Below are 21,466 nucleotides of genomic sequence, written 5' to 3' on the forward strand. Positions count from 1 at the left end.
AAGGTCGATTGGGGACCTCGTCACCTTCAATGATCCGATAATCACTCGACCATGGGTATTCTCTGAGGGTTCAACGCAATCTAGAGGCCTTTTTGCAGGAAGGGGTCGTCAGGGTTCTGGCGCTCCAGCTCAGCCAGTAAGACTTGAACGTTCTGTAACTGGCCGGTCTCCTTCCAGTACTGGATCAGCAGCACCCGTGCTCGGCGATTGGCCGGTTGGCGGCTGAGCACGGTTTCCAGCTGCTTTTGCGCGGCGTCTGGTTGTTCCAGGTCGTGCAGGGTGACCGCCAGGGTGTAGCGGTAGTCGGTGTTTTCAGGCTCCAGTTCCACTGCCCGCGACAGCGCGAGCAGGGCGTACTCCCGCTGATTATGGCGAATCAGCCACAGCCCGAGTTCATACTGCAGAAATGCTGAGTTCGGGCGCAGGGCCAAGGCTTTGGCAAGCACCTGGCGGGATTGGTCATGCAGGCCCTGGCGTTCGAGCAAACGTACCTGTGTGGCGAGGGCGTCGAGGTTCTCGGGGTCAACGGCAAGGCTGCGCTGCACGGCCGCGGCAGCCTGGTCGTAATCATTTTCGTGCAGATAAAGGCGTGCCAGGTGCACCTGGGCTTGCGCATCGTCGGGCTGGGTTTCCAGCACCTGCTGGTACTGCTCCAGTGCGCTCTGCAACGGCCCGAAATAAAGGCCAATGGCGTCCGGGTCGAGGCCGAGCAAGGCGTCAACCGCCGCAAAGCGCACGCTCTGATCATCATCGTCCAGCAAAGGGCCTAGTACCAAGCTGCGTTGGGAAGGCTGCAAGAGCCTTCGAACACTGGCGATGGCAGCTCGGCGCACCAAGGGTTCATCGTTCTCCAAGCCAAGGCGGGCCAGCTGCAGGGCCTGGGGCGAGGGATAATTGGGCAACTCGGCGTAAAGCGCCGCGCGGCGGATCGGCGTCAGATCATCGCGTCGCAGCTGTTGATACAGCACTCGGGCTGCACCTGGCAGGCCATCATGTGCCTGGCGCAGCGCCTTGCTGTAGCTGTAGGGCGGTTGCGCTGGCGCAGAGGGCTCATCGCCCCGGCGCAGTAAAACGATGGCGATGGACACCAGAATCAGCAGCAGGATGGCGATCAGGTAGCTGTGGCGTCTGGGCATCGGGCACTGCGGTCCATGGCCGTGAAAACGCAAAGCTTGGGGCAGAATGCCTTGAGCTGCAAGTTGCAGGGTGGCTGGGCGAGACAAAAAAAGCCCCGCTGACCTAAGCCGGCGGGGCAAACGGTTGGGAAAACCAACCAAAGGAGTCGTTGAAGCTGCAGGGGTCAGCGCACGCTGGCAACCGTCTCTGGTTGCCAGCCGCCACCCAGGGCCTTGTAGATCGCGACGATGCCGCGGTACAGCTCTACTTCGCCCTGGGCCTGAGCATCTTCGGCGCTCAGGCGCTCGCGCTCGGCATCGAGCAATACCAGGTAGTCCACGGTGCCCTCGCGGTAACGCACCGACGCAAGGTCTGCGGCCTTGCGGCTAGCTTCGCTCTGGCGCATCAGCGACATCAGCCGCTGCTGGGTCTTGTCGTAGTCGCTGAAGGCGTTGGCCGACTCTTCCAAGGCCAGCAGTACCTGTTGCTCATAATTGGCCAGGGCGCCCTCGGCATCTGCCTTGGCGCCACGCAGACGGGCCCTTACACTGCCCAGATCGAACGCCGCCCAGGTGATGCTTGGCCCTAATGCCCATGCATTGGCGGCCGAAGCGCCGATCTGCGAGCCACGGGCAGCGGTAAAGCCCAGGAAGCCGCTGAGGCTCACCCGAGGGAACAGGTCGGCGGTGGCTACACCCACGTTGGCGGTGGCCGCAGCCAGCTGGCGCTCGGCGCTGCGCACATCCGGACGGCGGCGCAGCAGCTCGCCGGGGTCACCCACCGGCAGGGCCTTGGCGATAGCCGGCAAGGCTTTGGGCGACAGGTCAACGCTCAGCGCCTCGGGGCGCTGGCCCAGCAGGGTGGCGATACGGTGACGCGCCCTGGCCTGTTCGGCCTGCAACTGCGGTATCGTGGCTTGCACACCTGCCAGGCGCGCATCGGCACGCACCACGTCAAGCTCGTTGCCAACCCCCGCGTCGCGCAGGGTCACGGTGATGGTGCGCGATTGCTGTTGAGTCTTGAGGTTGGCCTGGGCGATGCTTTCGCGCAGTTGCGCGCCCCGCAGTTGGCCGTAGGCATCGACCAGCTCGGCGATCAGGCTGACCTGCAGCTGTTGCAAGTCGGCCTGGGCCGCCGCCGCCTGGGCTTCGCTGGCTTCGATTTGGCGCTGGATGCGGCCGAACAAATCAAGCTCCCAGGCCATGTCTAGGCCTAGGTCGTAGCGCTCGCTATTGACCCGTTGATCGGTCTGGCCAGGAATCTGGCCTTTGCCGATTTCGCTGCTGGCGCGGCTTGTGACGACCGGAAGCTGATCGTTGGCAGCGTCATCGCGGATCGCTCGGGCCGACTTGAACCGCGCGAACGCCACACGCAGGTCGCGGTTGCCCTGCAGCGATGCCTGCACCAACTGGTTCAGCACAGGGTCGTCGAACTGCTTCCACCACAGGCTTTCGAAGCGGCTGCGATCCAGGGCCGTGGCTTGCATGTTGCTGTTGTCCAAGCGCGCAGGCTCGGTGTCGGGGGTCTTGTAGTCCGGCCCGACCGCGCAGGCGGCCAGGGCCAGCGCCAGCAGGCTGGGCGTCAGGGGTTTGAGCAGGTTCATGCGTGGTTCTCCAGCACGTGCGCGTGCTCGGCCTTGCGGGCCTGGCGACGCTCGACGAAGCGGCGGATCAGGAAGAAGAACACCGGTGTCAGGAACAGGCCGAATACGGTCACACCGATCATCCCCGAGAACACCGCCACACCCATGGCATGGCGCATCTCTGAGCCTGCACCGGAGCTGAACACCAACGGCACCACGCCCATGATGAAGGCGATCGAGGTCATCAGGATCGGCCGCAGGCGCAGGCGGCAGGCTTCCAGCACCGCAGCGAGGGGATCGAGGCCCTTGGCTTGTTCATCCTTGGCGAACTCGACGATCAGGATGGCGTTCTTGCACGCAAGCCCCACCAGCACGATCAGGCCGATCTGGGTGAAGATGTTGTTGTCCCCACCCGATACGATCACCCCGGTGATAGCCGACAGCAAGGTCATCGGCACGATCAGGATCACCGCCAGCGGCAGGCTCCAGCTTTCGTATTGGGCGGCCAGCACCAGGAAGGCCAGCAGCACGCACAGTGGGAATACGAACAGCGCCGTATTGCCCGAGAGAATCTGCTGGTAGGTCAGGTCGGTCCACTCGAAGGTCATGCCGTTGGGCAGCTCTTGTTTGAGCAGCTTTTCCATCGCCGCTTCGGCTTGGCCTGAGCTATAGCCTGGTGCTGCAGCACCGTTGATCTCGGCGGTGATGAAGCCGTTATAGTGCATCACCCGGTCTGGGCCGGAGGTGTCACTGACCTTGAGGAAGGTCGCCAAGGGGATCATCTCGCCCAGGTTGTTGCGCACCTTGAGCTGGCCGATCTGCTCAGCGTCGAGGCGGAACTGCTGTTCGGCCTGGACGTTGACTTGGTAGGTGCGGCCGAACCGGTTGAAGTCGTTGGTGTACAGCGAGCCCAGATAGACCTGCAGGGTGTCGAAGATATCGGTGATCGCCACGCCGTGGGTCTTGGCCTTTTCCCGGTCGATGGCGGCATCGACTTGGGGCACGTTGACCTGGTAGCTGGTGAACAGGCCCGCCAGTTCCGGCACCTCATGGCTCTTGGCGATGATGTTCTGGGTTTCTTTGTACAGCGCTTCGTAGCCCAGGTTGCCGCGGTCCTCGATCTGCAGGCGGAAGCCGCCGATGGTGCCCAGCCCTTGTACCGGTGGTGGCGGGAAAATCGCGATGTAGGCGTCCTGGATATCTGCGAACTTGGCGTTCAGTGCAGCGGCGATCGCAGCAGCCGATTGGCTCGGGTCTTTACGCTCGTCGAAGGGTTTGAGCGGAGTGAACACGATGCCGCTGTTGGGGCTGTTGGTGAAACCGTTGATCGAAAGGCCAGGGAAGGCGACCGAATCGGCCACGCCCGGTTGCTCAAGGGCAATTTCGCTCATGCGCTTGATGACCGCTTCGGTGCGGTCGAGGCTGGCGGCGTCAGGCAACTGAGCGAAGGCCACCAGGTACTGTTTGTCCTGGGCCGGCACAAAACCGGTTGGCGTGCTGGAGAACCCCAGGTAGGTCAGGCCCATGAGCCCTGCATATACGAACAATGCGATGCCGCTGGAACGGATGACCCGGCGTACGCCGCCCACGTAGCGGTGGCTGGCGCGGTCGAAGAAGCGGTTGAACGGGGCGAACAGCCAGCTACCCAGCAGCCGCTCGAGCAAGCGCGAGAAACGGTCCTTGGGCGCGTGATGGTCCTTGAGCAGCACCGCGGCCAGCGCAGGCGACAGGGTCAGCGAGTTGAACGCCGAGATCACGGTGGAAATCGCGATAGTCAGGGCAAACTGCTTGTAGAACTGCCCGGTAAGGCCGGAAATGAACGCCGCAGGCACGAACACAGCGCACAGTACCAGGGCGGTGGCGATGATCGGCCCGGTGACTTCACTCATGGCCTTTTGCGTGGCTTCGAGGGGTTTGAGGCCCAGCCCGATGTTGCGCTCGACGTTCTCTACCACCACGATGGCGTCGTCCACCACGATGCCGATGGCCAACACTAGGCCGAACAACGACAAGGCGTTGAGTGAGAAGCCGAACAGGTGCATGACCGCGAAGGTGCCGATCAGCGAAACCGGTACTGCCATCAACGGGATGATCGAGGCGCGCCAGGTCTGCAGGAACAGAATCACGACCAGCACCACCAGCACCAAGGCTTCGAACAGTGTGTGCACCACCGCTTCGATGGAGCCACGCACGAACACGGTGGGGTCATAGACGATGCTGTAGTCCATCCCCTCGGGGAAGTCCTTTTTCAGTTCGGCCATCTTCGCCCGCACTTCGTCGGAGATATCAATGGCGTTGGAGCCGGGGCGCTGGAAGATTGGAATGGCCACAGCCGGCTGATTGTTCAGCAGCGAGCGCAAGGCGTACTGGCTGGAGCCCAACTCGACCCGGGCGATATCCTTCAGGCGAGTGATTTCGCCATCGGCGCCAGCGCGAACGATGATGTTTTCGAACTCTTCCTCGTTGACCAGGCGGCCTTGGGTGTTGATCGACAGCTGAAAGCTGGTAGAGCCAGGGGCGGGCGGGGCACCAAGCTGGCCGGCAGCGACCTGACGGTTCTGCTCGCGGATGGCGGCGACCACATCGCTGGCGGTGAGGTTGCGCGAAGCGGTCTTGTTAGGGTCCAGCCATACGCGTAGCGAGTAGTCGCCCATACCGAACAGTTGCACGTCGCCGACCCCACCAAGGCGTGCCAGTTCGTCCTTGATGTTGAGAATGGCGTAGTTGGACAGGTACAGCATGTCGTAGCGGTTGTCCGGCGAGGTCAGGTGCACGACCATGGTCAGGTCGGGGGACGCCTTGTCCACGGTGATACCGATCCGTGTCACTTCCTCTGGCAGCTTGGGCTGGGTCCGGGTGACGCGGTTCTGCACCTGCACCTGGGCATTGTCCAGGTCAGTGCCAAGGGCGAAGGTAATGGTCAGGGTCAGCTTGCCGTCGGCAGTGGACTGCGAAGACATGTACAGCATGTTCTCGACGCCGGTTATGGCTTGCTCCAGTGGCGCGGCAACGGTCTCACCGATCACCTTGGGGTTGGCGCCGGGGAAGTTGGCGCGCACGACCACCGTTGGCGGCACCACTTCAGGGTATTCACTGATCGGCAACTGGAACAACGAGATCGAGCCTGCGATCAACAGCACCAGCGATAGCACCGCGGCGAAGATAGGCCGGGTAATGAAGAATTTCGAAAAGTTCATCGGTGTGGTCCTTTAACCGCGTGGCGCCTGGGCGCTGGCGACTTTATCGGTTGAGCCCGCTACCTTCTGCACCGGGTTACTGGCTTGCAGGGCCTGGCGCTGCTGGGCCAGAGCAGCCAGGGTCTGCTCACTGGCCATAGGCGTTTCTTCCGGGGTCACCGGCGAGCCAGGGCGCACCCGCTGCAGGCCCTTGACCACGATGCGGTCGTCCTTGGCCAGGCCGCTGCGCACGATGCGTAAACCCTCAAGCTTTGGCCCCAGCTCAACGGCGCGGTAGGCGGCCTTGTTGTCTTTGTCCATGACCAGCACGAACTTCTTGCCAAGGTCGGTGCCCACAGCTTCGTCGTTGATCAGCACGGCGTCATATTGGGCACTGCCCACCAGCTTCAGGCGGGCATACAAGCCGGGGGTGAACTGGCCGTCGCGGTTGTCGAACACAGCGCGACCACGGATGGTGCCTGTGCGCGGGTTGACTTGGTTGTCGACGAAGTTCATGTGGCCCAGGTGCGGGTTGCCGTTTTCGTTGGTCAGGCCCAAGTACACCGGGGTGCTCTGACCACGTTGGCCTTCACGCGCCAGCTGGGTGTACTTGAGGTACACGCGCTCGTCGGCGTCGAAGTAGGCGTACACCTTGTCGGTGGAAACCACGCTGGTCAGCGGCGTCACATCGGCGGTGACGATGTTGCCGGCAGTGAATTCAGCACGGCTGACCCGGCCGCTGATCGGCGCAGTGACACGGGTGAAACTGAGGTTAAGGCGTGCCAGGTCGAGCTGCGCCTGGATCGCATCGACCCCAGCGCGTGCTTCGGCAGCGGCGCTGCTGCGCGATTCGGCCAGCTCGGCGGAAATGGCATTGCTGTCACGCAGGCGTTCGCCACGGCGGGCTTCGTTGGCGCTGCGGATGGCGGTCGCCTTGGCCTGTTGCAATTGCGCTTCGAGGCGGCGGACTTCGGCCTGGAACGGACGAGGGTCGATCTGGAACAACAGATCGCCTTTCTTCACCTGGGCACCTTCGGTGAAACCCACGGAGTCGATCTGGCCCGATACGCGTGGCCGCACTTCGACGGTTTCCGGGGCCTCCAGGCGGCCGGTGAATTCGTCCCACTCGTTGATCGGCTGCTCGATGACCTTGGCAACGCTGACCTTGGGCGCGGCGGGAGCCTGCACGGCGTCAGGGGTGCGGCCACAAGCGCTGATCACCACCACTGCCAGGGCAGCGAGGGGAAAGCGCAAGGGTTTGATTGAGTGATCCATGGAGAACTCCGCCAATGTATTAGTAGTGGGCGGAGTGTGAGTGTCTTGCGCGCAACGCACGAATCGAACGCAGCGAAGGTCATTATCACGGGCAATGATATCTACACGACTACTATCGATGCCAGGCATGCGACCGTGCTTGCAGTTAAGCTCTGCAATGATATTGCCGCCGCACAGACCTTCGCACCCTCATTTGACATAGGCTTACCTTGCAGACTCATTCGCGCTTACCCGGCCCCTTTGGCATCGTTCTGCTCGGCATGCTGCAGATTCTGGTCTGGGGCGGCTCGTTCTTTCTCATGGCCGTGATGGCCGACCCGATCAGCCGCGATACTGGCTGGCCCAGCCAATGGGTCTACGGTGCGCTGTCCCTGAGCCTGATGGTTTCAGCGCTGGTCGCCCCTTGGTCCAGCCGGCTGATCGCCCGCTACGGCGGGCGCCCACAAATGGCGGCCAGCGGCGCGGTGGTGGCGTTGGGATTGTTGATCATGGGCGCCAGTCACGCCTTGGCGTGGTTCATGATGGCCTGGGCCGTAATAGGCATTGGCATGGCCATGGGTTTGTACGAAGCACTGTTCGCCACCCTCGGTGGGCTGTATGGCGAAGGCGCGGGCAAGGCCATCACTGGCATCACGCTGATTGCCGGCTTCGCTTCGACGCTGTCGTGGCCAGCGGTGGCATTGGGCATCGAGCACATCGGCTGGCGAGCGACGTGCGTCTGCTATGCACTGCTGCTGCTCGTCGTGGTCGCGCCGCTGTATTGGCGGGTGCTACCAGAGGGAGGGCGGGTCGAACTGCCGGCCAGATCGCAAGCCCAGGCGAGCACAATGGGGGTGGAGCGCAGCCTGTACCTGATGCTGACAAGTATGTTCGCCATCGGCGCGATCATCATGACCGCTATCGCTGTACAACTGGTGGCGGTATTGCAGGGGTTGGGGCACTCGTTGCCGATGGCCATCGGCCTGGCGGCCATGCTCGGCCCCAGCCAGGTGGCATCGCGGGTATTGCAGATCCTGGCGGGCAAACGTCACCCGATATGGACCGCGCTGGCCTGGGTCAGCCTGGTGCTGGCCGGGCTGCTGATGGTGGCGTTCGTGCCTGCAGCCACGGCCGTGGGTTTGCTGATATTTGGCTGTGGCAATGGCCTGCGAGCGATCGTGCGGGGGCTGCTACCGCTGGCGTTGATGCCGCCAGACCAGTACGTGCTGCTGATGGGGCGGATGTCTCGGCCGGCGTTGATCGGGCAGGCCGTGACACCAGTGGTAGGAGGCTTTCTGTTCGAGCATTACGGCGCCATCGGCGTGCTGTTGGCTCTCATCCTGCTGGCGCTTGCCAATGTGCTGTTGGTGGTGATGGTGATGCGCCGTGTGAGACACCAGGCCAACGGAGTGTGAAGGTCACCCTTGTGCAAATGCCAACAGTTTGTCGCCGGCGAGCCGGTAGCGTACCCACTCGGCCTGGGGCTCGGCCCCCAGAGATTGATAGAACTCGAGCGCCGGGGTGTTCCAGTCCAGCACGCTCCACTCGAAACGCCCGCATCCTTTGGCCACCGCTTCTCGGGCAATGTGCCGCAATACCTCACGACCAGCACCACCACCCCGTTGCTGGGGAGTGATGTAAAGGTCTTCCAGGTAGATGCCATTACGACCTTGCCAGGTCGAATAGCTGTAAAAGTACACGGCAAAACCGATGGCTTGACCGTCACGCTCACAAATAAGGCTGTGTACGTTGCTCCCCTCGTCGAACAGGGTTCTCTCGATGTCGGCCACAGTGGCGACCACCTCGTGACGCGCGCGTTCGTACTCGGCCAATTCGGTGATATACGCAAGGATCTGCGCGGCATCGTTACGAACGGCGGGGCGAATGCTCAAGCTCATGAAAGGCTTCCTTGGCTCCGAATGGGTACAGTGAGGTGTGTCTATATAATTTAAGTTAACTGTATCGGTCGCCGATCAGGCGACTGCACTAGTGTGACAGCACCCGCCATCATTCTGGAATATCTGCAATGTTTGCGTCTTTGGATCTACTCGGCGCCTTTATGCTGTTCGCCTTCGTCTCTTCCATCACTCCTGGGCCCAATAACACCATGTTGTTGGCATCGGGGGTGAATTTCGGAGTGCGGCGTTCGATCCCCCATGCCATGGGGATCAGCGTGGGTTTCATGGTGATGGTACTGGCGGTTGGGCTAGGGCTGGGCGAGGTATTCAAGGCCTGGCCGCCGCTATACAGCGTATTGCGCTATACCGGGGCGGCGTACCTGCTGTATTTGGCCTGGAAAATCGCAACCTCAGGTCCGCTCGCAACCGACTCGCCCAGTGCCCGTAAACCCTTGAGCTTCTGGGGCGCGGCGGCGTTTCAGTGGGTCAACCCAAAGGCCTGGGTCATGGCGGTAGGGGCGATCACAACCTATACGCCGGCTCAGGGCTACGTCACGAACGTGCTGGTGATTGCTGCGCTGTTCGCCTTGGTCAACCTACCCAGCGTAGGCGTTTGGGTGATGTTCGGCAGCGCGCTGCGCACTCTGCTGCACAACCCTCGCTGGCTGATGCTGTTCAATGTCCTGATGGCCGTGCTGCTGGTGATTTCGCTTTATCCCCTGCTATTTGTAGAATCGGCCTTTTCATGAACCATCGGGTGCAGTAAACCATGCAGTTGATCCCCTGGTCCTTCGAGGCCCGTGAAGGCTTTACCTTGCGTGGATGGCGTTCACCCGCCAGCGGCAAGCCGCTGCTGCACTTTCTGCACGGTAATGGCTTTTGTTGCCTGGCCTATCAGCCTTTGCTCATGACCCTGAGCGACCACTTCGATTTGTGGCTCAGTGATGTCCAGGGCCATGGTGACAGTGACCATGGTGGCGATTTTCTAGGCTGGAACCGCAGCGCAGCGTTGGCTATCGAGGCGTTCGAGGCTGGCCGCAGGGAGTATGGCGAAGTTGCTCGTTACGCCGTGGGGCATAGCTTTGGCGGGGTGTTGACCGGTTTGATGCTGGCCAGTGAACCGGGTCTGTTCGCGCGCGCGGTATTGCTCGACCCAGTGTTGTTCAGCCGGCGCATGCTGGGCGTGATGGGGGCGGCAGCGTGGGTTGGCCTGCACCGGCATCACGCCTTGGCTCGCAAAGCGGGCAGCCGACGCAGCCATTGGCCGAACCGGGAGTCGGCACGCGTATCGCTACAGGGGCGGGGCATTTTCAAGGGGTGGAGCGACGCCGCACTTGAGGCCTATGTCGAGCATGCCATCGGCGATTGTGGCGAGGGCGTGGTACTGAAGTGTCGACCCAGCCGGGAGGTGGAAATCTTCAGCTCGTTCCCTTCACGCATGTGGGCGCAAATGGGTTCGATCCAAGTGCCTACGCGGGTGCTCTATGGCGGGCAAACCTATCCGTTCGTGCCCCGCTCGGTGCAGCGCTTGTCAAGCCTCAACCCGCTGGTGAGCGCTCTTCAAGTTCCTGGCGGGCACTGCTTCATGCAAGAAGACCCAGCTATGGCCGGGCGCAAGGTGCTTGAGCATTTACTTGATTAAAGGATTGTTCTACTGGTGGAACAATCAATGCCAATATGCCTGGCTACCGGTCGATTAGTAGCGTTGCTAAGGTCTACCCAGTTTGAAGAGGAGGTTTCTCGTGAAAAAAATTCTGGGTATACACCGCAGCCCCCACGCTCATTGGGTGGGCGATGGTTTCCCGGTGCGCAGCCTGTTCACCTACGACGACCTGGCGAGCAAGATCAGCCCATTCCTGTTGCTCGATTATGCTGGCCCTCATGACTTCACCTCCACTAATGACCGGCGAGGTGTAGGCCAACACCCGCATCGAGGTTTCGAAACCGTCACCATCGTCTATCAGGGTGAACTGGAGCACCGCGATTCCACAGGAGCCGGTGGTTTGATCGGCCCCGGTGACGTGCAGTGGATGACGGCAGCCAACGGCATCATCCATGAGGAGTTTCACTCCCCGGCGTTCGCCCGCAGCGGCGGTACGCTGGAAATGGTCCAACTGTGGGTCAATCTGCCAGCACGGGACAAGCGCGCAGCCGCTGGCTACCAGACGCTGTTGTCAGCCGATATTCCAGTGCTGCAACTGCCAGGCAATGTTGGGAGCTTGCGTGTGATCGCTGGCGCTTATCAAGGCCTTAGCGGCCCTGCGAAGACCTTCACTGCGATGGACGTTTGGGACATGCAGTTGAATGCCGGCAGCACGCTGCAATTACCCATTGCGGCTGGGCGTAACGCCGCGTTGGTGGTGCTGCGGGGCACTGTGCGCGTCAACGGTGAGCGTGACGCAGGCCCGGCTAGCCTTGTGCTACTTGAGCGCGAGGGCGAGGACGTGGCCATTGAGGCGCTTGAGGGGGCCAGCTTGTTGTTGCTCAGTGGCGAACCCATCGATGAGCCGATTGTGGGGTATGGCCCCTTCGTGATGAACACCCAAGCAGAGATCGCGGAGTCTTTCGACGACTTTCACGCCGGACGCTTCGGGCATATGGCAGGGAATGCCGCTGATACTTCCCGTTGATCGATGCCCTTGGGCGACGCCGCGCCAATAAGCTTTTGTCCCAAGTGCCCGCCCACGCTTACCGCCTGTCGCGAAGTGCCAGCATTCGATCGAACAGTCGAAGGCGCCGGGCGTTCTTCCACTAAGGTGCTTAAGGATTCTTAGGCATCACCATTGCCAAAGACCATGGAAGGCCGCTTTGGCATGCTCATTCTCAATTGGCATCCTGCCCCTATGAGGCGTAATCACACAACAGGCCATCCACTCAAGAGAGGGTCGGACAATGTCGTTAATTGGCGTTTCAATGCTGGAAATGCGGCAAATCATCGAACAGGCCTGCCTGCCTGACCGTTGCGAAATCAGCTGCCCTGATGGTACTACTTTGACTATTCGGTTGGGGCAGGGCCAGAGCCTGGAGCAAGCCGTGACCCTGTCGGGTATCTCATTACAGAGCCTGAACAACTGCCGCGACCTGGTAAACCTCGTCGGTCAACTTCACACGCTGCGCGGCAAGCAGCCTAAGGTGATCAAGGCCATTGCCTGATGGCGAGTGTGGGCCGGTCAGTCAGTTGGCCGGCCCTGGTGTAGGGGCGGCGATCGCTAGTTCGAATACTACGCTGGCTATCTACCGCTCATTGCAGCTCAAGCAGCAAATTCAAGCCGCCGTCACCGCATTTTCCGTGGTGACGCACAAGCCCGTGATAACTGCGGCCATCCCAGATGAAAGCCACGCTATGAGCCCGCTCGACTTTGTGCGGCAAAGGTGGACATATGTGCAGCCGCAGCGCAGGGCGACCTTGCAGCGTCAGTGCTGCCATCTGACACTGGCATTCCACGGTTTGAGCGACTGGCCCGAACAGCGTGTCACGGACGTAGTCCAGGTGCAGGTTGGAGTTGGGTGCGCGGCCTGGCATTTTCATAGCTGCAGGCTGCCTTGAGCAGGGTAATTGAACGTGCAAAGAGTAGGCATTCGCAGCTGGCTCCTGGCTAAACGATGGCATATATCGTCTTTTTGAAGCTTAGCGGTGACGGATGTTCAATTAGTTTCAGGTTTTTTGCCAAGTGGCAGTCTTCAGGGAGTGTCGGTGGCTTGCAACTGCCACGTAGCTCATGGGTTACCTAGCCCCAATCAACCGGCTTTGCGCAGGGTGAGGTTGATCCGCCGCTCGCCCATTCGCGAATGCAGCCCTGGCTTGATCGGTAGCACACCATGGAAGCGCAGCCTGTCTTCGCCGCCCCACACCAGCACATCACCGTGACTCAGCGGTACCCGCACAGTGCGATCCGAGCGCTGCAACCCACCGAGCAGGAAAACCGCAGGCAGCCCCAGCGAAATTGACACGATCGGTTGCCCGAAGTCCCGTTCGTTGCGGTCCTGATGCAAGCTCAGCCGAGTGCCTGGCAGGTATTGATTGATCAGGCAGGCGTCCGGCACGAACCCTTCAAAGCCTGCTGCCAATGCTGCGCGGCCTGCCAGTTCAAGCAGCACCTGGGGTAGGGCAGGCCAGGCTTGGCCGCTGATTGGATCACTGGTTGTGTAGCGATAGCCCTTGGCATCACTGACCCAGCCCAGTGCCCCGCAGTTGGTCAATGCCACGGCCATGTTCAGCCCACCGGGTGTTTGCATATGCCGCAACGGCGCGGCCCGCAGCACCGGGCGTAGTGCATCGAGCAGTGGCTCAAGCACGCTCAGGGCGAAACCTGGCAATAGCACGGTCTGGCTGGCCAGGTGTTGCGGCTCAGGGCCGAACAAGTCGAGGTCGGACTGGATCACGGAGCGTATGCCTGGTTTGGGTTTAATACAGGAACGGCCTCTGGTTCACCCCTATGCAGACGAAGTCAGTGAACTCGGCGGGCAGGCTGGACGTTCATACAGGCATACTATGCGGGATATGGGGCGGCACGTGAAGACATCTGCTCAGCGGTCAGGGGAGCAAGACTCAGCTGAGTGCCCGTGCCACAACCGGCGGCGCTCAGCGTCATCCCAGTAGCCAATCAGGGCTGTTGAAATTACTCAATCGCCGATCGTCATCCGCGCATTCCAGAGCTTGTAGCCGCTCGCGCAGCAAGGCCTTCTGCAAACTGCGCTCACCCCCTGCCCAAGCCTGTTCAAGTACCACCAGTACCCTGCGTGGCAGGACACAAAACATCGGCTGCCAGTACCCACCCTGGCGCACCATTGCGGCACCATCGCCTGCTGCCGCGATCTGCCGCAGGTCATCGAGCAGCGGCCGGTCAACCAATGGCGCATCACAGGCCAGCAGCACCACCCAGTTATGCCTGGCTATCTTCAGCCCAGCTATCACCCCGGCCAGCGGCCCGGGAAAATCCGGGTCGCTATCGCTGACCAATTGGTCGGCATAAAGCCCGTATGCGTGCTGGTTGCGGTTGCAGGAAACCACCAGGTCATCGGTCAGTGGCCGAACGGTACGATGCAGATGCGCGATCAAAGGCTCGCCGCGCCAGTCCAGCAAGCCTTTGTCACGCCCGCCCATGCGGTGACCGCGGCCACCAGCGAGGATCAGTACGGAGCAGGGGGGCAGTGCAGCAGCCATGAAAAAAGGTCCCGGGCAGTCGATCCCCGGAACCCTCTCATTCAACGCCCGGCTTGTCCAGTCAGCCTTCGTCGGTCTGTACGCGTTCGGTTCTGGCACGGGCGCGACCGGCCAACCTCATCACCACCACGAAGAACACCGGCACGAATACCACCGCCAGCGTAGCGCTGAGCATCCCACCAATCACCCCGGTGCCAATGGCCTGTTGGCTCGCGGAGCTCGCGCCGGTAGCGATAGCCAGCGGTACCACACCGAGGATGAACGCCAGGGAGGTCATCACGATCGGCCGCAGCCGCAACCGTGCAGCCTGTACCGCTGCTTGAGTAGCGTCCATGCCTTGATCGACCAGGTGCTTGGCGAACTCGATGATCAAGATCGCGTTTTTGGCCGATAGCCCGATCAAGGTAATCAGGCCGACCTTGAAGAACACATCGTTGGGCATGCCGCGCAAGGTTACGGCCACTACCGCACCGAGCACCCCAAGCGGTACCACCAACAGTACCGCGGTAGGGATGGACCAGCTTTCATACAGGGCGGCGAGGCACAGAAACACCACCAACAGCGACAACCCCATCAGCAAAGGGGCCTGGCTGCCGGACAGCCGCTCCTGCAGCGAAAGGCCAGTCCATTCCAGGCCCGTACCGGCCGGCAACTGCGCCACCAGCCGCTCGATTTCAGCCATGGCCTCACCCGAGCTGTAACCGGCTGCCGGCTCACCGGAAATCGCCACCGCGGGGTAACCGTTGTAACGGGTCAACTGAACTGGCCCGCTGACCCACTTGGCCTGAACGAAGGCACTGAGCGGCACCATCTTGCCACTGCTATTGCGTACATGGATGCGCAACAGATCCTCGACTTGGCTACGTTGATCACCCTCGGCCTGGACCACCACTCGCTGCATGCGGCCTTGGTTGGGGAAGTCGTTCACATAACTGGAACCCACCGCCACATCCAGCACCGAGCCGATATCGTCGAACGAGACCCCCAGGGCGTTGGCCTGGCGACGATCGATTTCCAGTTGTACCTGCGGGCTCTCGGCCAGCGCGGCCTCGCGAACATTGGCCAGAACCTTGCTTTTGTTTGCATTGGCCAGCAGCTCGTCGCGAGCGGCCATCAGCGCCTCATGGCCCATACCGCCGCGATCTTGCAGGCGCAGCTCGAAGCCGGTCGACTCACCCAGCCCGTCGATGGGCGGTGGCAGCACGGAGTAGGCAATGGCGTCCTTGAGCTGGGTGAAAGCCTGCGTAGCTCGGTCGGCGATCGCCTGGGCACTGTCACCGGCGCCGCGTTCGGACCAGTCTTTCAGGGTAGTGAAGGCCAGGGCTGCATTCTGGCCGCTGCCTGAGAAGCTGAAGCCCAGAATCATGGTGGTGTTGCCCACGCCCGGCTCTTGGGCATTGTGCGCTTCGATCTGGGCCGCCACCTGCTCGGTACGCATGCGACTGGCGCCGGGCGGCAGCTGGATGTCCGTGATGGTATAACCCTGGTCTTCGGTGGGCAGGAACGCCGTGGGCAACTGGCTGAAGCCGTAACCGAGCACCGCCAGCAGCACGCCGTACAGCAACAGATAACGGCCGCTGCGTTTGATCGCCTGGATGACCCAGCCCTGGTAGCCGTCGCTGAGCTTTTCGAAGCGGCGGTTGAACCAGCCGAAGAAGCCTTTGCGTGCATGGTGCTCACCCTTGGCCAGCGGCTTGAGCAGGGTGGCGCACAGTGCCGGTGTCAGGCTCAGGGCAAGGAACGCCGAAAACAGGATCGACACGGCCATGGATACCGAGAACTGCTGGTAGATCACCCCCACCGAGCCTTTCATGAAGGCCATGGGCAGGAACACGGCGACCAGCACCAGGGTGATGCCGACGATGGCACCGCTGATCTGGCCCATGGCCTTGCGCGTGGCCTGTTTGGGCGTCAAGCCTTCTTCGGCCATGATCCGTTCAACGTTCTCCACCACCACAATGGCGTCGTCCACCAGAATGCCGATGGCTAAGACCATGCCGAACAAGGTCAGCACGTTGACCGAAAAGCCCAGCGCCAGCATCACGGTGAAGGTGCCCATCAGCGCCACCGGAACCACCAGCGTCGGGATCAGGGTGTAGCGCAGGTTCTGCAGGAACAGGAACATCACCGCGAACACCAGCAGCATGGCCTCGAACAGGGTAGTGATGACCTGCTGGATCGACACTTTGACGAACGGCGAAGTGTCGTAGGGGATGTCGTACTTCACCCCTTCAGGGAAATAGCGTGCAAGCTCCTGCATTTTCGCCCGGACCAAGGTGGCGGTTTCCATGGCGTTCGCCCCAGGCGCCAGCTGCACGCTGAAAGCGGTAGCGGGTTTACCGTTCAGGCGAGTGCCGTACTGGTAATCCTGGGCGCCGATCTGAACCCGTGCGACATCGCCAATGGTCACGCTGGAGCCGTCGGGCTTTGCCCGCAGGACGATGGCGGCGAATTCTTCTGGGCTGCTCAGTTGGCCTTTAACCACCACGTTGGCCGTGATTTCCTGAGTAGGGCGGGCTGGAAGATCGCCGATGCTGCCAGGGGCGACCTGAGCATTCTGCGCGGCGATGGCTTGCACCACATCATTGGGCGTGAGATCGAAACCGATCAGCTTACGGGGGTCGATCCAGATACGCATGGCGCGTTCGGAGCCATACAGCTGCGCCTTACCGACACCCTTGAGGCGGCGGATTTCGTTCATCACGTTGCGCGCCAGTAGGTCGGAAAGCGCAGTTTCATCCAGGCTGCCGTCCTCTGAGGTGAGGGTGCCGAGCAGCAGAAAACCGGTGGACACCTTCTCCACCTGCAGGCCTTGCTGGGTCACCTGACGCGGCAGGCGCGACTCGACCACCTTGAGGCGGTTCTGCACATCGACCTGGGCCAGGTCCGGGTGCGTGCCCGGCTCGAAGGTTGCAGTGATGGTGGCGCTGCCCAGGCTGCTTTGTGATGAGAAATACAGCAGGTTGTCGGCACCGTTGAGTTCCTGTTCGATCAAGCTCACTACGCTTTCATCCAGGGTCGCCGCCGAGGCGCCTGGGTAAACGGCATAAATCTCCACTTGCGGCGGTGCTACGTTGGGGTACTGCGCCACCGGCAATTGAGGGATGGCCAGTGCGCCAGCGAGCAGGATGAACAGTGCGATTACCCAGGCGAAAATCGGGCGGTCGATGAAGAACTGCGGCATGGATCAGGCCCTCACTGGCCGTTGTGCTGGACGATGGGTTGCGCGCTGGGGGCAAGCTGAACTTGATCGCCCGCCTTGATGTGCTGCAAGCCTTCGACCACCACCTGTTCACCGGGCGCCAGGCCCTCGCTGACTTGCCAGCGGTCGCCCTGAGCGCTGCCCAGTACCACCTGGCGTTCGCTCACCCGGGCCTGGGCGTCCACCACCAGCACCTTCGGCACCCCGGCACTGTCGCGCACGACAGCCCGCTGCGGCACACTCAAGCCTTCGGGCTGGACGGCCTGCTCCAGGCGCACGCGCACATAGCTGCCCGGCAGCAGGTCAAGGTTAGGGTTGGGGAATTCACTGCGCAGTGTGATCTGATTGGTGCTGGGATCAACGCTGATGTCGGAGAACAGCAGCTTGCCGGCGAACGGGTAGGCACTGCCATCGTCCTGAATCAAGGTGGCACTGGCCTGGCCATCGCTGGCCTGCTGCAATTGACCGTCGCGCAGTGCACGGCGCAGCGCATTGAGTTCGCGGGTCGACTGCGTGACATCGGCATGAATCGGATCAAGCTGCTCGATGGTGGCAAGTGGTGTGGTTTCGTTCTGGCCGACCAGGGCACCTTCGGTCACCAGGGCACGGCCGATGCGCCCGGCGATCGGTGCAGTGACGGTGGCATACCCGAGGTTCAGCTTGGCGCGCTCCAGCGCTGCCTTGGCTTCGGCAACGGCGGCATCAGCCTGCAGAAACGCCGCCCGGGCATTGTCGTACTCCTGGCGGCTGACGGCGTTTTCATCGACCAGTTGACGGTAGCGTTGCTCTTGCAGGCGCGCCTGATACAGCGTGGCCTGGGCTCTGGCCAAGGCTGCGCGGGCGCTATCATGGTCGGCCTTCAAGGGCGCCGGGTCGATGAGAAACAGCACATCGCCTTGTTTGACGTCGCTGCCTTCGCGGTACACCCGCTTGAGCACCACGCCAGCGACGCGTGCGCGCACCTGTGCCGTGCGCGGTGCGAGGATGCGCCCGCTAAGCTCGGTGGTAATTGCCTGCGGCTGCAATTGCAGGGTCTCGACGCGAACCTGGGCAAGGGGCTGTTGTTCGTCAGGCTGGGTTGCGTCGTCGCAACCGGCCAGCATCAGCGTGAGCAGGGCCACCAGCGCCAACGGGCGCGGGAGGGGTGGGTAAGTGATAGGCATGCGGGTCTTCCAATGATGAGCTCGCCTATCCTAAGGCAACCGCTGCTGGGGTAGCTGTTAACAGCTGTAGAGGCTGTGTGAAAAAGTGTTAAGAACAGCCCTGCCTGTGACCAGGTTTCTATATTCTTCACGGACCTGCCCCGGCCTTGTTGCCGATCAACCCGTTCCCACAAGCTAACTTTCATGCCCAACATTCTTCTGGTCGAAGACGACAGCGCGTTGTCCGAGCTGATCGCAAGCTACCTGCAACGCAACGATTTCCACGTCCGGGTGATTGCCCGTGGCGACCATGTGCTGGAGGCTTTTCGGGAGGACAAGCCGGACCTGGTGATCCTCGACCTCATGCTGCCAGGCATCGATGGCTTGCAGTTGTGTCGCCTGTTGCGTCAGGAGTCGCTGAGCCTGCCGATCCTGATGCTGACCGCTCGCGACGACAGCCATGATCAGGTGCTCGGCCTGGAGATGGGCGCCGACGATTATGTGACCAAGCCCTGCGAGCCACGGGTATTGCTGGCTCGCGTGCGCACCTTGCTGCGTCGCAGCAGCGTCAATGAACCACGGCTGGACAACCATCAGATCGTCATCGGCGGCTTGGTCATCGACCTGGCCGAGCGCTTGGTCAGCTGGCGTGGCGAGGAAGTCGAGCTGTCCAGCGGCGAATACAACCTGTTGGTGGTGCTGGCGCGCAACGCCGGTGTGGTGCTCAGCCGCGACCGCATCCTTCAGCAACTGCGCGGTATCGAATTCAACGGCACCGACCGCTCAGTGGACGTGGCCATTTCTAAGCTGCGCCGCAAGTTCGACGACAGTGCCGGCGAAGCGCGCAAGATCAAGACCGTGTGGGGCAAAGGATATTTGTTCAGCCGCGTCGAGTGGGAGTGTTGAGCGAGCATGCTGAAGATTCTGGTGCGCCTTTATCTGTTGGTCATCGTGGCTTACGCCGGCGCACTGCTGTTGATACCGGACGCCATCGTCGGCCTGTTTCACGATCGCTTCATGGCCTACAACCTGGATCAGGCCAAAGGTGTGCAGTCGCTGATTGTCCGCCAGTTCCGTCAGGTGCCGCAGCAGCAATGGCCGGCGGTGGAGCAAGACCTTGCCAAAGTGTTCGCGCCCTTGCAGGTCCAGCTGTTGCGCCGTGATCAGGCCGAGCTCAGCGCTGCCGAGCAAGCGCGTCTTGAGCATGGCCTGTATGCCGTGCGCATTGGTGACTGGGGCTACTACGAGACCGTGTTGGCGCCCTTGGACGGGACTTGGCTGGTGAGCCTGCATTCACCCCCCGACCCGCTGGATATCAACGTCCTGTCCTGGGGTGTGACGGTGCTGATTGGTGCGGCGATGCTCGGCTGCCTGCTGCTTTGGGTATGGCCGCACTGGCGCGACCTTGAGCGCATGAAGGAAACCGCACGGCGCCTGGGCCAGGGGCAGATGTCCGAGCGCACGCATATTTCGCCGCACTCCAACATCGGCGAACTGGCCAGTGTTTTCGATACCATGGCCAGCGACCTCGAACGCCACGTCAACCAGCAGCGCGAGCTGCTCAATGCCGTCAGCCACGAGCTGCGAACCCCGCTGACCCGGCTGGATTTTGGCCTGGTGCTGCTGTTTGACGAAGTCCCTGCTGCCAGCCGCAAACGCCTGCTGGAATTGGTCGGGCATGTGCGTGAGCTGGATGAACTGGTGCTCGAACTGCTGTCTTACAGTCGCCTGTACAACGCCGATCAGGCTCGCGAGCGGGTCGAGGTATCGTTGCTGGAGCTGGTCGACAGTGTACTGGGCGGGTTTGCCGAAGAGCTCGATGCCCGGGGTATTCAATGGGAAGTGCAGGCCGAAGCCAGTCTGCCACGCTTTGTGCTCGACCCGCGCCTGACCGCCCGAGCGGTGCAGAACCTGGTGCGCAATGCCATGCGCTACTGCGACACGAGCATTTTGTTGCGCTTGCGCCTGGAACAAGACGGCGCCTGCCTGCTGACCGTGGAGGACGACGGCATAGGCATTCCGGTGCAGGAGCGTGAGCGGATATTCCAGCCCTTCTACCGGCTTGACCGCAGTCGTGACCGCAACACGGGCGGGTTTGGCCTGGGGTTGGCAATCAGTCGACGGGCGATCGAAGGGCAGGGTGGTCAGCTGAGCGTGACGCAATCGGCGTTGGGAGGGGCACAATTCACCATTCGCTTACCCGCAGGTTAGCCCCTGTGCTTTTGATCGCTCAGGCCTTGCGCGCAGTTGCACGGTGCGTTGGTTGAGGGCGCGGTCGAGCTTGCGCAGGCTTCAAACTGGGGCTTTCTATTGGCCCTTTCATCTTGTAGCTTGGTACGCCGATTCTTCAAGGAAGCTGAACATGCAAGGCAAGGCGCGCAAGATCGTCCAGGCCATTCTTTACGAAGCCATCGCCGTAGCCTGTGTGGCACCGGCGCTGGAGCTGGCGTTCGGTGCCGGTATGGCCCAGTCGGCGGTACTGTCGGTACTGATGTCGGGCATCGCCATGAGCTGGAACATGGCCTATAACTGGGCGTTCGAGCAGTGGGAGGCGCGACAGCAGCAACGCGATCGCACGTTCCTGCGGCGCCTGTTGCATGCGCTGGGCTTCGAGGGCGGACTGGTACTGATCCTGTTGCCGCTGGTAGCGTTCTGGTTGCAAGTAAGTCTGTGGGCTGCGCTGCTGACCAACCTTGCACTGTTCGTGTTCTTCTTCGTTTACGCCTTCGTCTTCCAATGGGGCTTTGACAAGGTCTTCGACGTACCGCTGTCGGCTCAGCAAGGCAAATGTTGACTTCGCGGGGGCCGGCAGGCTAACGTCCTTTGCCATGAACACCTTCCAGCACGTGAACGCCATTATTATTACCGCCATCATCAGTTTGGCGGGCTAGCGCTTACGTGCACCGAACCCGCCCTGGAGGCGGGTTTTTTC

At 61.7% G+C, this 21,466-nt stretch carries 18 protein-coding genes; 8 read left to right on the top strand and 10 right to left on the bottom strand.

Annotated elements, in window-relative coordinates; genetic code table 11:
• Positions 1-80: 80 nt before the first annotated feature.
• From ACK59H_RS03720 to mexE, 4 genes are all read right to left on the bottom strand, one after another.
• The gene (locus ACK59H_RS03720; protein WP_060476524.1) at positions 81-1,136 is read right to left on the bottom strand and encodes a HEAT repeat domain-containing protein; all 1,056 of its coding nucleotides are present in this window, start codon (positions 1,134-1,136) and stop codon (positions 81-83) included.
• A gap of 164 nt (positions 1,137-1,300) precedes the next feature.
• Positions 1,301-2,719 (bottom strand): efflux transporter outer membrane subunit, encoded by a 1,419-nt coding sequence (locus tag ACK59H_RS03725; RefSeq protein ID WP_409264256.1) that lies wholly within the window; start codon positions 2,717-2,719, stop codon positions 1,301-1,303.
• Entirely contained in the window at positions 2,716-5,895 is a 3,180-nt protein-coding gene (locus ACK59H_RS03730; protein ID WP_060476522.1) for an efflux RND transporter permease subunit, read from the bottom strand. The genes ACK59H_RS03725 and ACK59H_RS03730 overlap by 4 nt, the downstream gene beginning before the upstream one ends.
• A gap of 12 nt (positions 5,896-5,907) precedes the next feature.
• Positions 5,908-7,149 carry a multidrug efflux RND transporter periplasmic adaptor subunit MexE gene (mexE, locus tag ACK59H_RS03735; RefSeq protein ID WP_060476521.1) on the bottom strand — a complete coding sequence of 414 codons (1,242 nt, stop codon included), beginning with the start codon at positions 7,147-7,149 and terminating at the stop codon, positions 5,908-5,910.
• A 260-nt stretch (positions 7,150-7,409) separates the two neighbouring features.
• Between mexE and ACK59H_RS03740 the strand changes: the two genes are divergently transcribed.
• Positions 7,410-8,543 carry an MFS transporter gene (locus tag ACK59H_RS03740; protein ID WP_060476520.1) on the top strand — a complete coding sequence of 378 codons (1,134 nt, stop codon included), beginning with the start codon at positions 7,410-7,412 and terminating at the stop codon, positions 8,541-8,543.
• 3 nt (positions 8,544-8,546) lie between these two features.
• Here ACK59H_RS03740 and ACK59H_RS03745 read toward each other — a convergent pair whose 3' ends face one another.
• Entirely contained in the window at positions 8,547-9,026 is a 480-nt protein-coding gene (locus tag ACK59H_RS03745) for a GNAT family N-acetyltransferase (RefSeq protein ID WP_186477134.1), read from the bottom strand.
• A 128-nt stretch (positions 9,027-9,154) separates the two neighbouring features.
• On the opposite strand from ACK59H_RS03745, the gene ACK59H_RS03750 reads away from it, so the two are divergent.
• The 4 genes from ACK59H_RS03750 (at position 9,155) to ACK59H_RS03765 (ending at position 12,179) form a co-directional block, all read left to right on the top strand.
• Positions 9,155-9,775 carry a LysE family translocator gene (locus ACK59H_RS03750; protein ID WP_060476518.1) on the top strand — a complete coding sequence of 207 codons (621 nt, stop codon included), beginning with the start codon at positions 9,155-9,157 and terminating at the stop codon, positions 9,773-9,775.
• A gap of 20 nt (positions 9,776-9,795) precedes the next feature.
• On the top strand, positions 9,796-10,668 hold the full coding sequence (locus tag ACK59H_RS03755) for an alpha/beta fold hydrolase (protein ID WP_060476517.1): 873 nt from the start codon (positions 9,796-9,798) through the stop codon (positions 10,666-10,668).
• A 100-nt stretch (positions 10,669-10,768) separates the two neighbouring features.
• Entirely contained in the window at positions 10,769-11,656 is an 888-nt protein-coding gene (locus ACK59H_RS03760) for a pirin family protein (RefSeq protein ID WP_060476516.1), read from the top strand.
• A 262-nt stretch (positions 11,657-11,918) separates the two neighbouring features.
• Entirely contained in the window at positions 11,919-12,179 is a 261-nt protein-coding gene (locus tag ACK59H_RS03765) for a DUF1652 domain-containing protein (protein WP_060476515.1), read from the top strand.
• Between the two features lie 88 nt (positions 12,180-12,267).
• Here ACK59H_RS03765 and ACK59H_RS03770 read toward each other — a convergent pair whose 3' ends face one another.
• The 5 genes from ACK59H_RS03770 to ACK59H_RS03790 form a co-directional block, all read right to left on the bottom strand.
• A complete protein-coding gene (locus tag ACK59H_RS03770) occupies positions 12,268-12,555 on the bottom strand; it encodes a hypothetical protein (protein ID WP_060476514.1) in 288 nt (95 codons plus the stop codon).
• 209 nt (positions 12,556-12,764) lie between these two features.
• Complete coding sequence (alkB, locus tag ACK59H_RS03775; RefSeq protein ID WP_060476513.1) at positions 12,765-13,409, bottom strand: DNA oxidative demethylase AlkB; 645 nt, start codon at positions 13,407-13,409, stop codon at positions 12,765-12,767.
• Between the two features lie 205 nt (positions 13,410-13,614).
• On the bottom strand, positions 13,615-14,190 hold the full coding sequence (gene mobA, locus ACK59H_RS03780) for a molybdenum cofactor guanylyltransferase MobA (protein WP_060476512.1): 576 nt from the start codon (positions 14,188-14,190) through the stop codon (positions 13,615-13,617).
• Positions 14,191-14,251: 61 nt separating this feature from the next.
• Positions 14,252-17,374, bottom strand: coding sequence for a multidrug efflux RND transporter permease subunit (locus ACK59H_RS03785; RefSeq protein WP_409264257.1), 3,123 nt, complete (start codon positions 17,372-17,374; stop codon positions 14,252-14,254).
• Positions 17,375-17,385: 11 nt separating this feature from the next.
• Positions 17,386-18,555: an efflux RND transporter periplasmic adaptor subunit gene (locus ACK59H_RS03790; RefSeq protein ID WP_409264258.1), complete on the bottom strand. Its 1,170-nt coding sequence runs from the start codon at positions 18,553-18,555 to the stop codon at positions 17,386-17,388.
• A gap of 183 nt (positions 18,556-18,738) precedes the next feature.
• On the opposite strand from ACK59H_RS03790, the gene ACK59H_RS03795 reads away from it, so the two are divergent.
• The 3 genes from ACK59H_RS03795 (at position 18,739) to ACK59H_RS03805 (ending at position 21,328) form a co-directional block, all read left to right on the top strand.
• On the top strand, positions 18,739-19,440 hold the full coding sequence (locus tag ACK59H_RS03795; protein WP_060476509.1) for a response regulator transcription factor: 702 nt from the start codon (positions 18,739-18,741) through the stop codon (positions 19,438-19,440).
• Between the two features lie 6 nt (positions 19,441-19,446).
• Entirely contained in the window at positions 19,447-20,745 is a 1,299-nt protein-coding gene (locus tag ACK59H_RS03800; protein WP_207937408.1) for an ATP-binding protein, read from the top strand.
• A 151-nt stretch (positions 20,746-20,896) separates the two neighbouring features.
• A complete protein-coding gene (locus tag ACK59H_RS03805; protein WP_060476508.1) occupies positions 20,897-21,328 on the top strand; it encodes a PACE efflux transporter in 432 nt (143 codons plus the stop codon).
• The last annotated feature ends 138 nt before the right edge of the window (positions 21,329-21,466 follow it).

Origin of the sequence: Pseudomonas sp. KCJK9000, assembly GCF_046230725.1 — a bacterium.
Taxonomy (GTDB): Bacteria; Pseudomonadota; Gammaproteobacteria; order Pseudomonadales; family Pseudomonadaceae; genus Aquipseudomonas; species Aquipseudomonas promysalinigenes.

Coding starts and splice junctions, on each gene's coding strand:
- ACK59H_RS03795 (WP_060476509.1), top strand. CDS start 18,739: ATGCCCAACATTCTTCTGGTCGAAGACGACAGCGCGTTGTCCGAGCTG.
- mexE (WP_060476521.1), bottom strand. CDS start 7,149: ATGGATCACTCAATCAAACCCTTGCGCTTTCCCCTCGCTGCCCTGGCA.
- ACK59H_RS03720 (WP_060476524.1), bottom strand. CDS start 1,136: ATGCCCAGACGCCACAGCTACCTGATCGCCATCCTGCTGCTGATTCTG.
- ACK59H_RS03790 (WP_409264258.1), bottom strand. CDS start 18,555: ATGCCTATCACTTACCCACCCCTCCCGCGCCCGTTGGCGCTGGTGGCC.
- ACK59H_RS03730 (WP_060476522.1), bottom strand. CDS start 5,895: ATGAACTTTTCGAAATTCTTCATTACCCGGCCTATCTTCGCCGCGGTG.
- ACK59H_RS03800 (WP_207937408.1), top strand. CDS start 19,447: ATGCTGAAGATTCTGGTGCGCCTTTATCTGTTGGTCATCGTGGCTTAC.
- mobA (WP_060476512.1), bottom strand. CDS start 14,190: ATGGCTGCTGCACTGCCCCCCTGCTCCGTACTGATCCTCGCTGGTGGC.
- ACK59H_RS03725 (WP_409264256.1), bottom strand. CDS start 2,719: ATGAACCTGCTCAAACCCCTGACGCCCAGCCTGCTGGCGCTGGCCCTG.
- ACK59H_RS03785 (WP_409264257.1), bottom strand. CDS start 17,374: ATGCCGCAGTTCTTCATCGACCGCCCGATTTTCGCCTGGGTAATCGCA.
- ACK59H_RS03765 (WP_060476515.1), top strand. CDS start 11,919: ATGTCGTTAATTGGCGTTTCAATGCTGGAAATGCGGCAAATCATCGAA.
- ACK59H_RS03770 (WP_060476514.1), bottom strand. CDS start 12,555: ATGAAAATGCCAGGCCGCGCACCCAACTCCAACCTGCACCTGGACTAC.
- ACK59H_RS03805 (WP_060476508.1), top strand. CDS start 20,897: ATGCAAGGCAAGGCGCGCAAGATCGTCCAGGCCATTCTTTACGAAGCC.
- ACK59H_RS03740 (WP_060476520.1), top strand. CDS start 7,410: ATGCTGCAGATTCTGGTCTGGGGCGGCTCGTTCTTTCTCATGGCCGTG.
- ACK59H_RS03755 (WP_060476517.1), top strand. CDS start 9,796: ATGCAGTTGATCCCCTGGTCCTTCGAGGCCCGTGAAGGCTTTACCTTG.
- ACK59H_RS03750 (WP_060476518.1), top strand. CDS start 9,155: ATGTTTGCGTCTTTGGATCTACTCGGCGCCTTTATGCTGTTCGCCTTC.
- ACK59H_RS03745 (WP_186477134.1), bottom strand. CDS start 9,026: ATGAGCTTGAGCATTCGCCCCGCCGTTCGTAACGATGCCGCGCAGATC.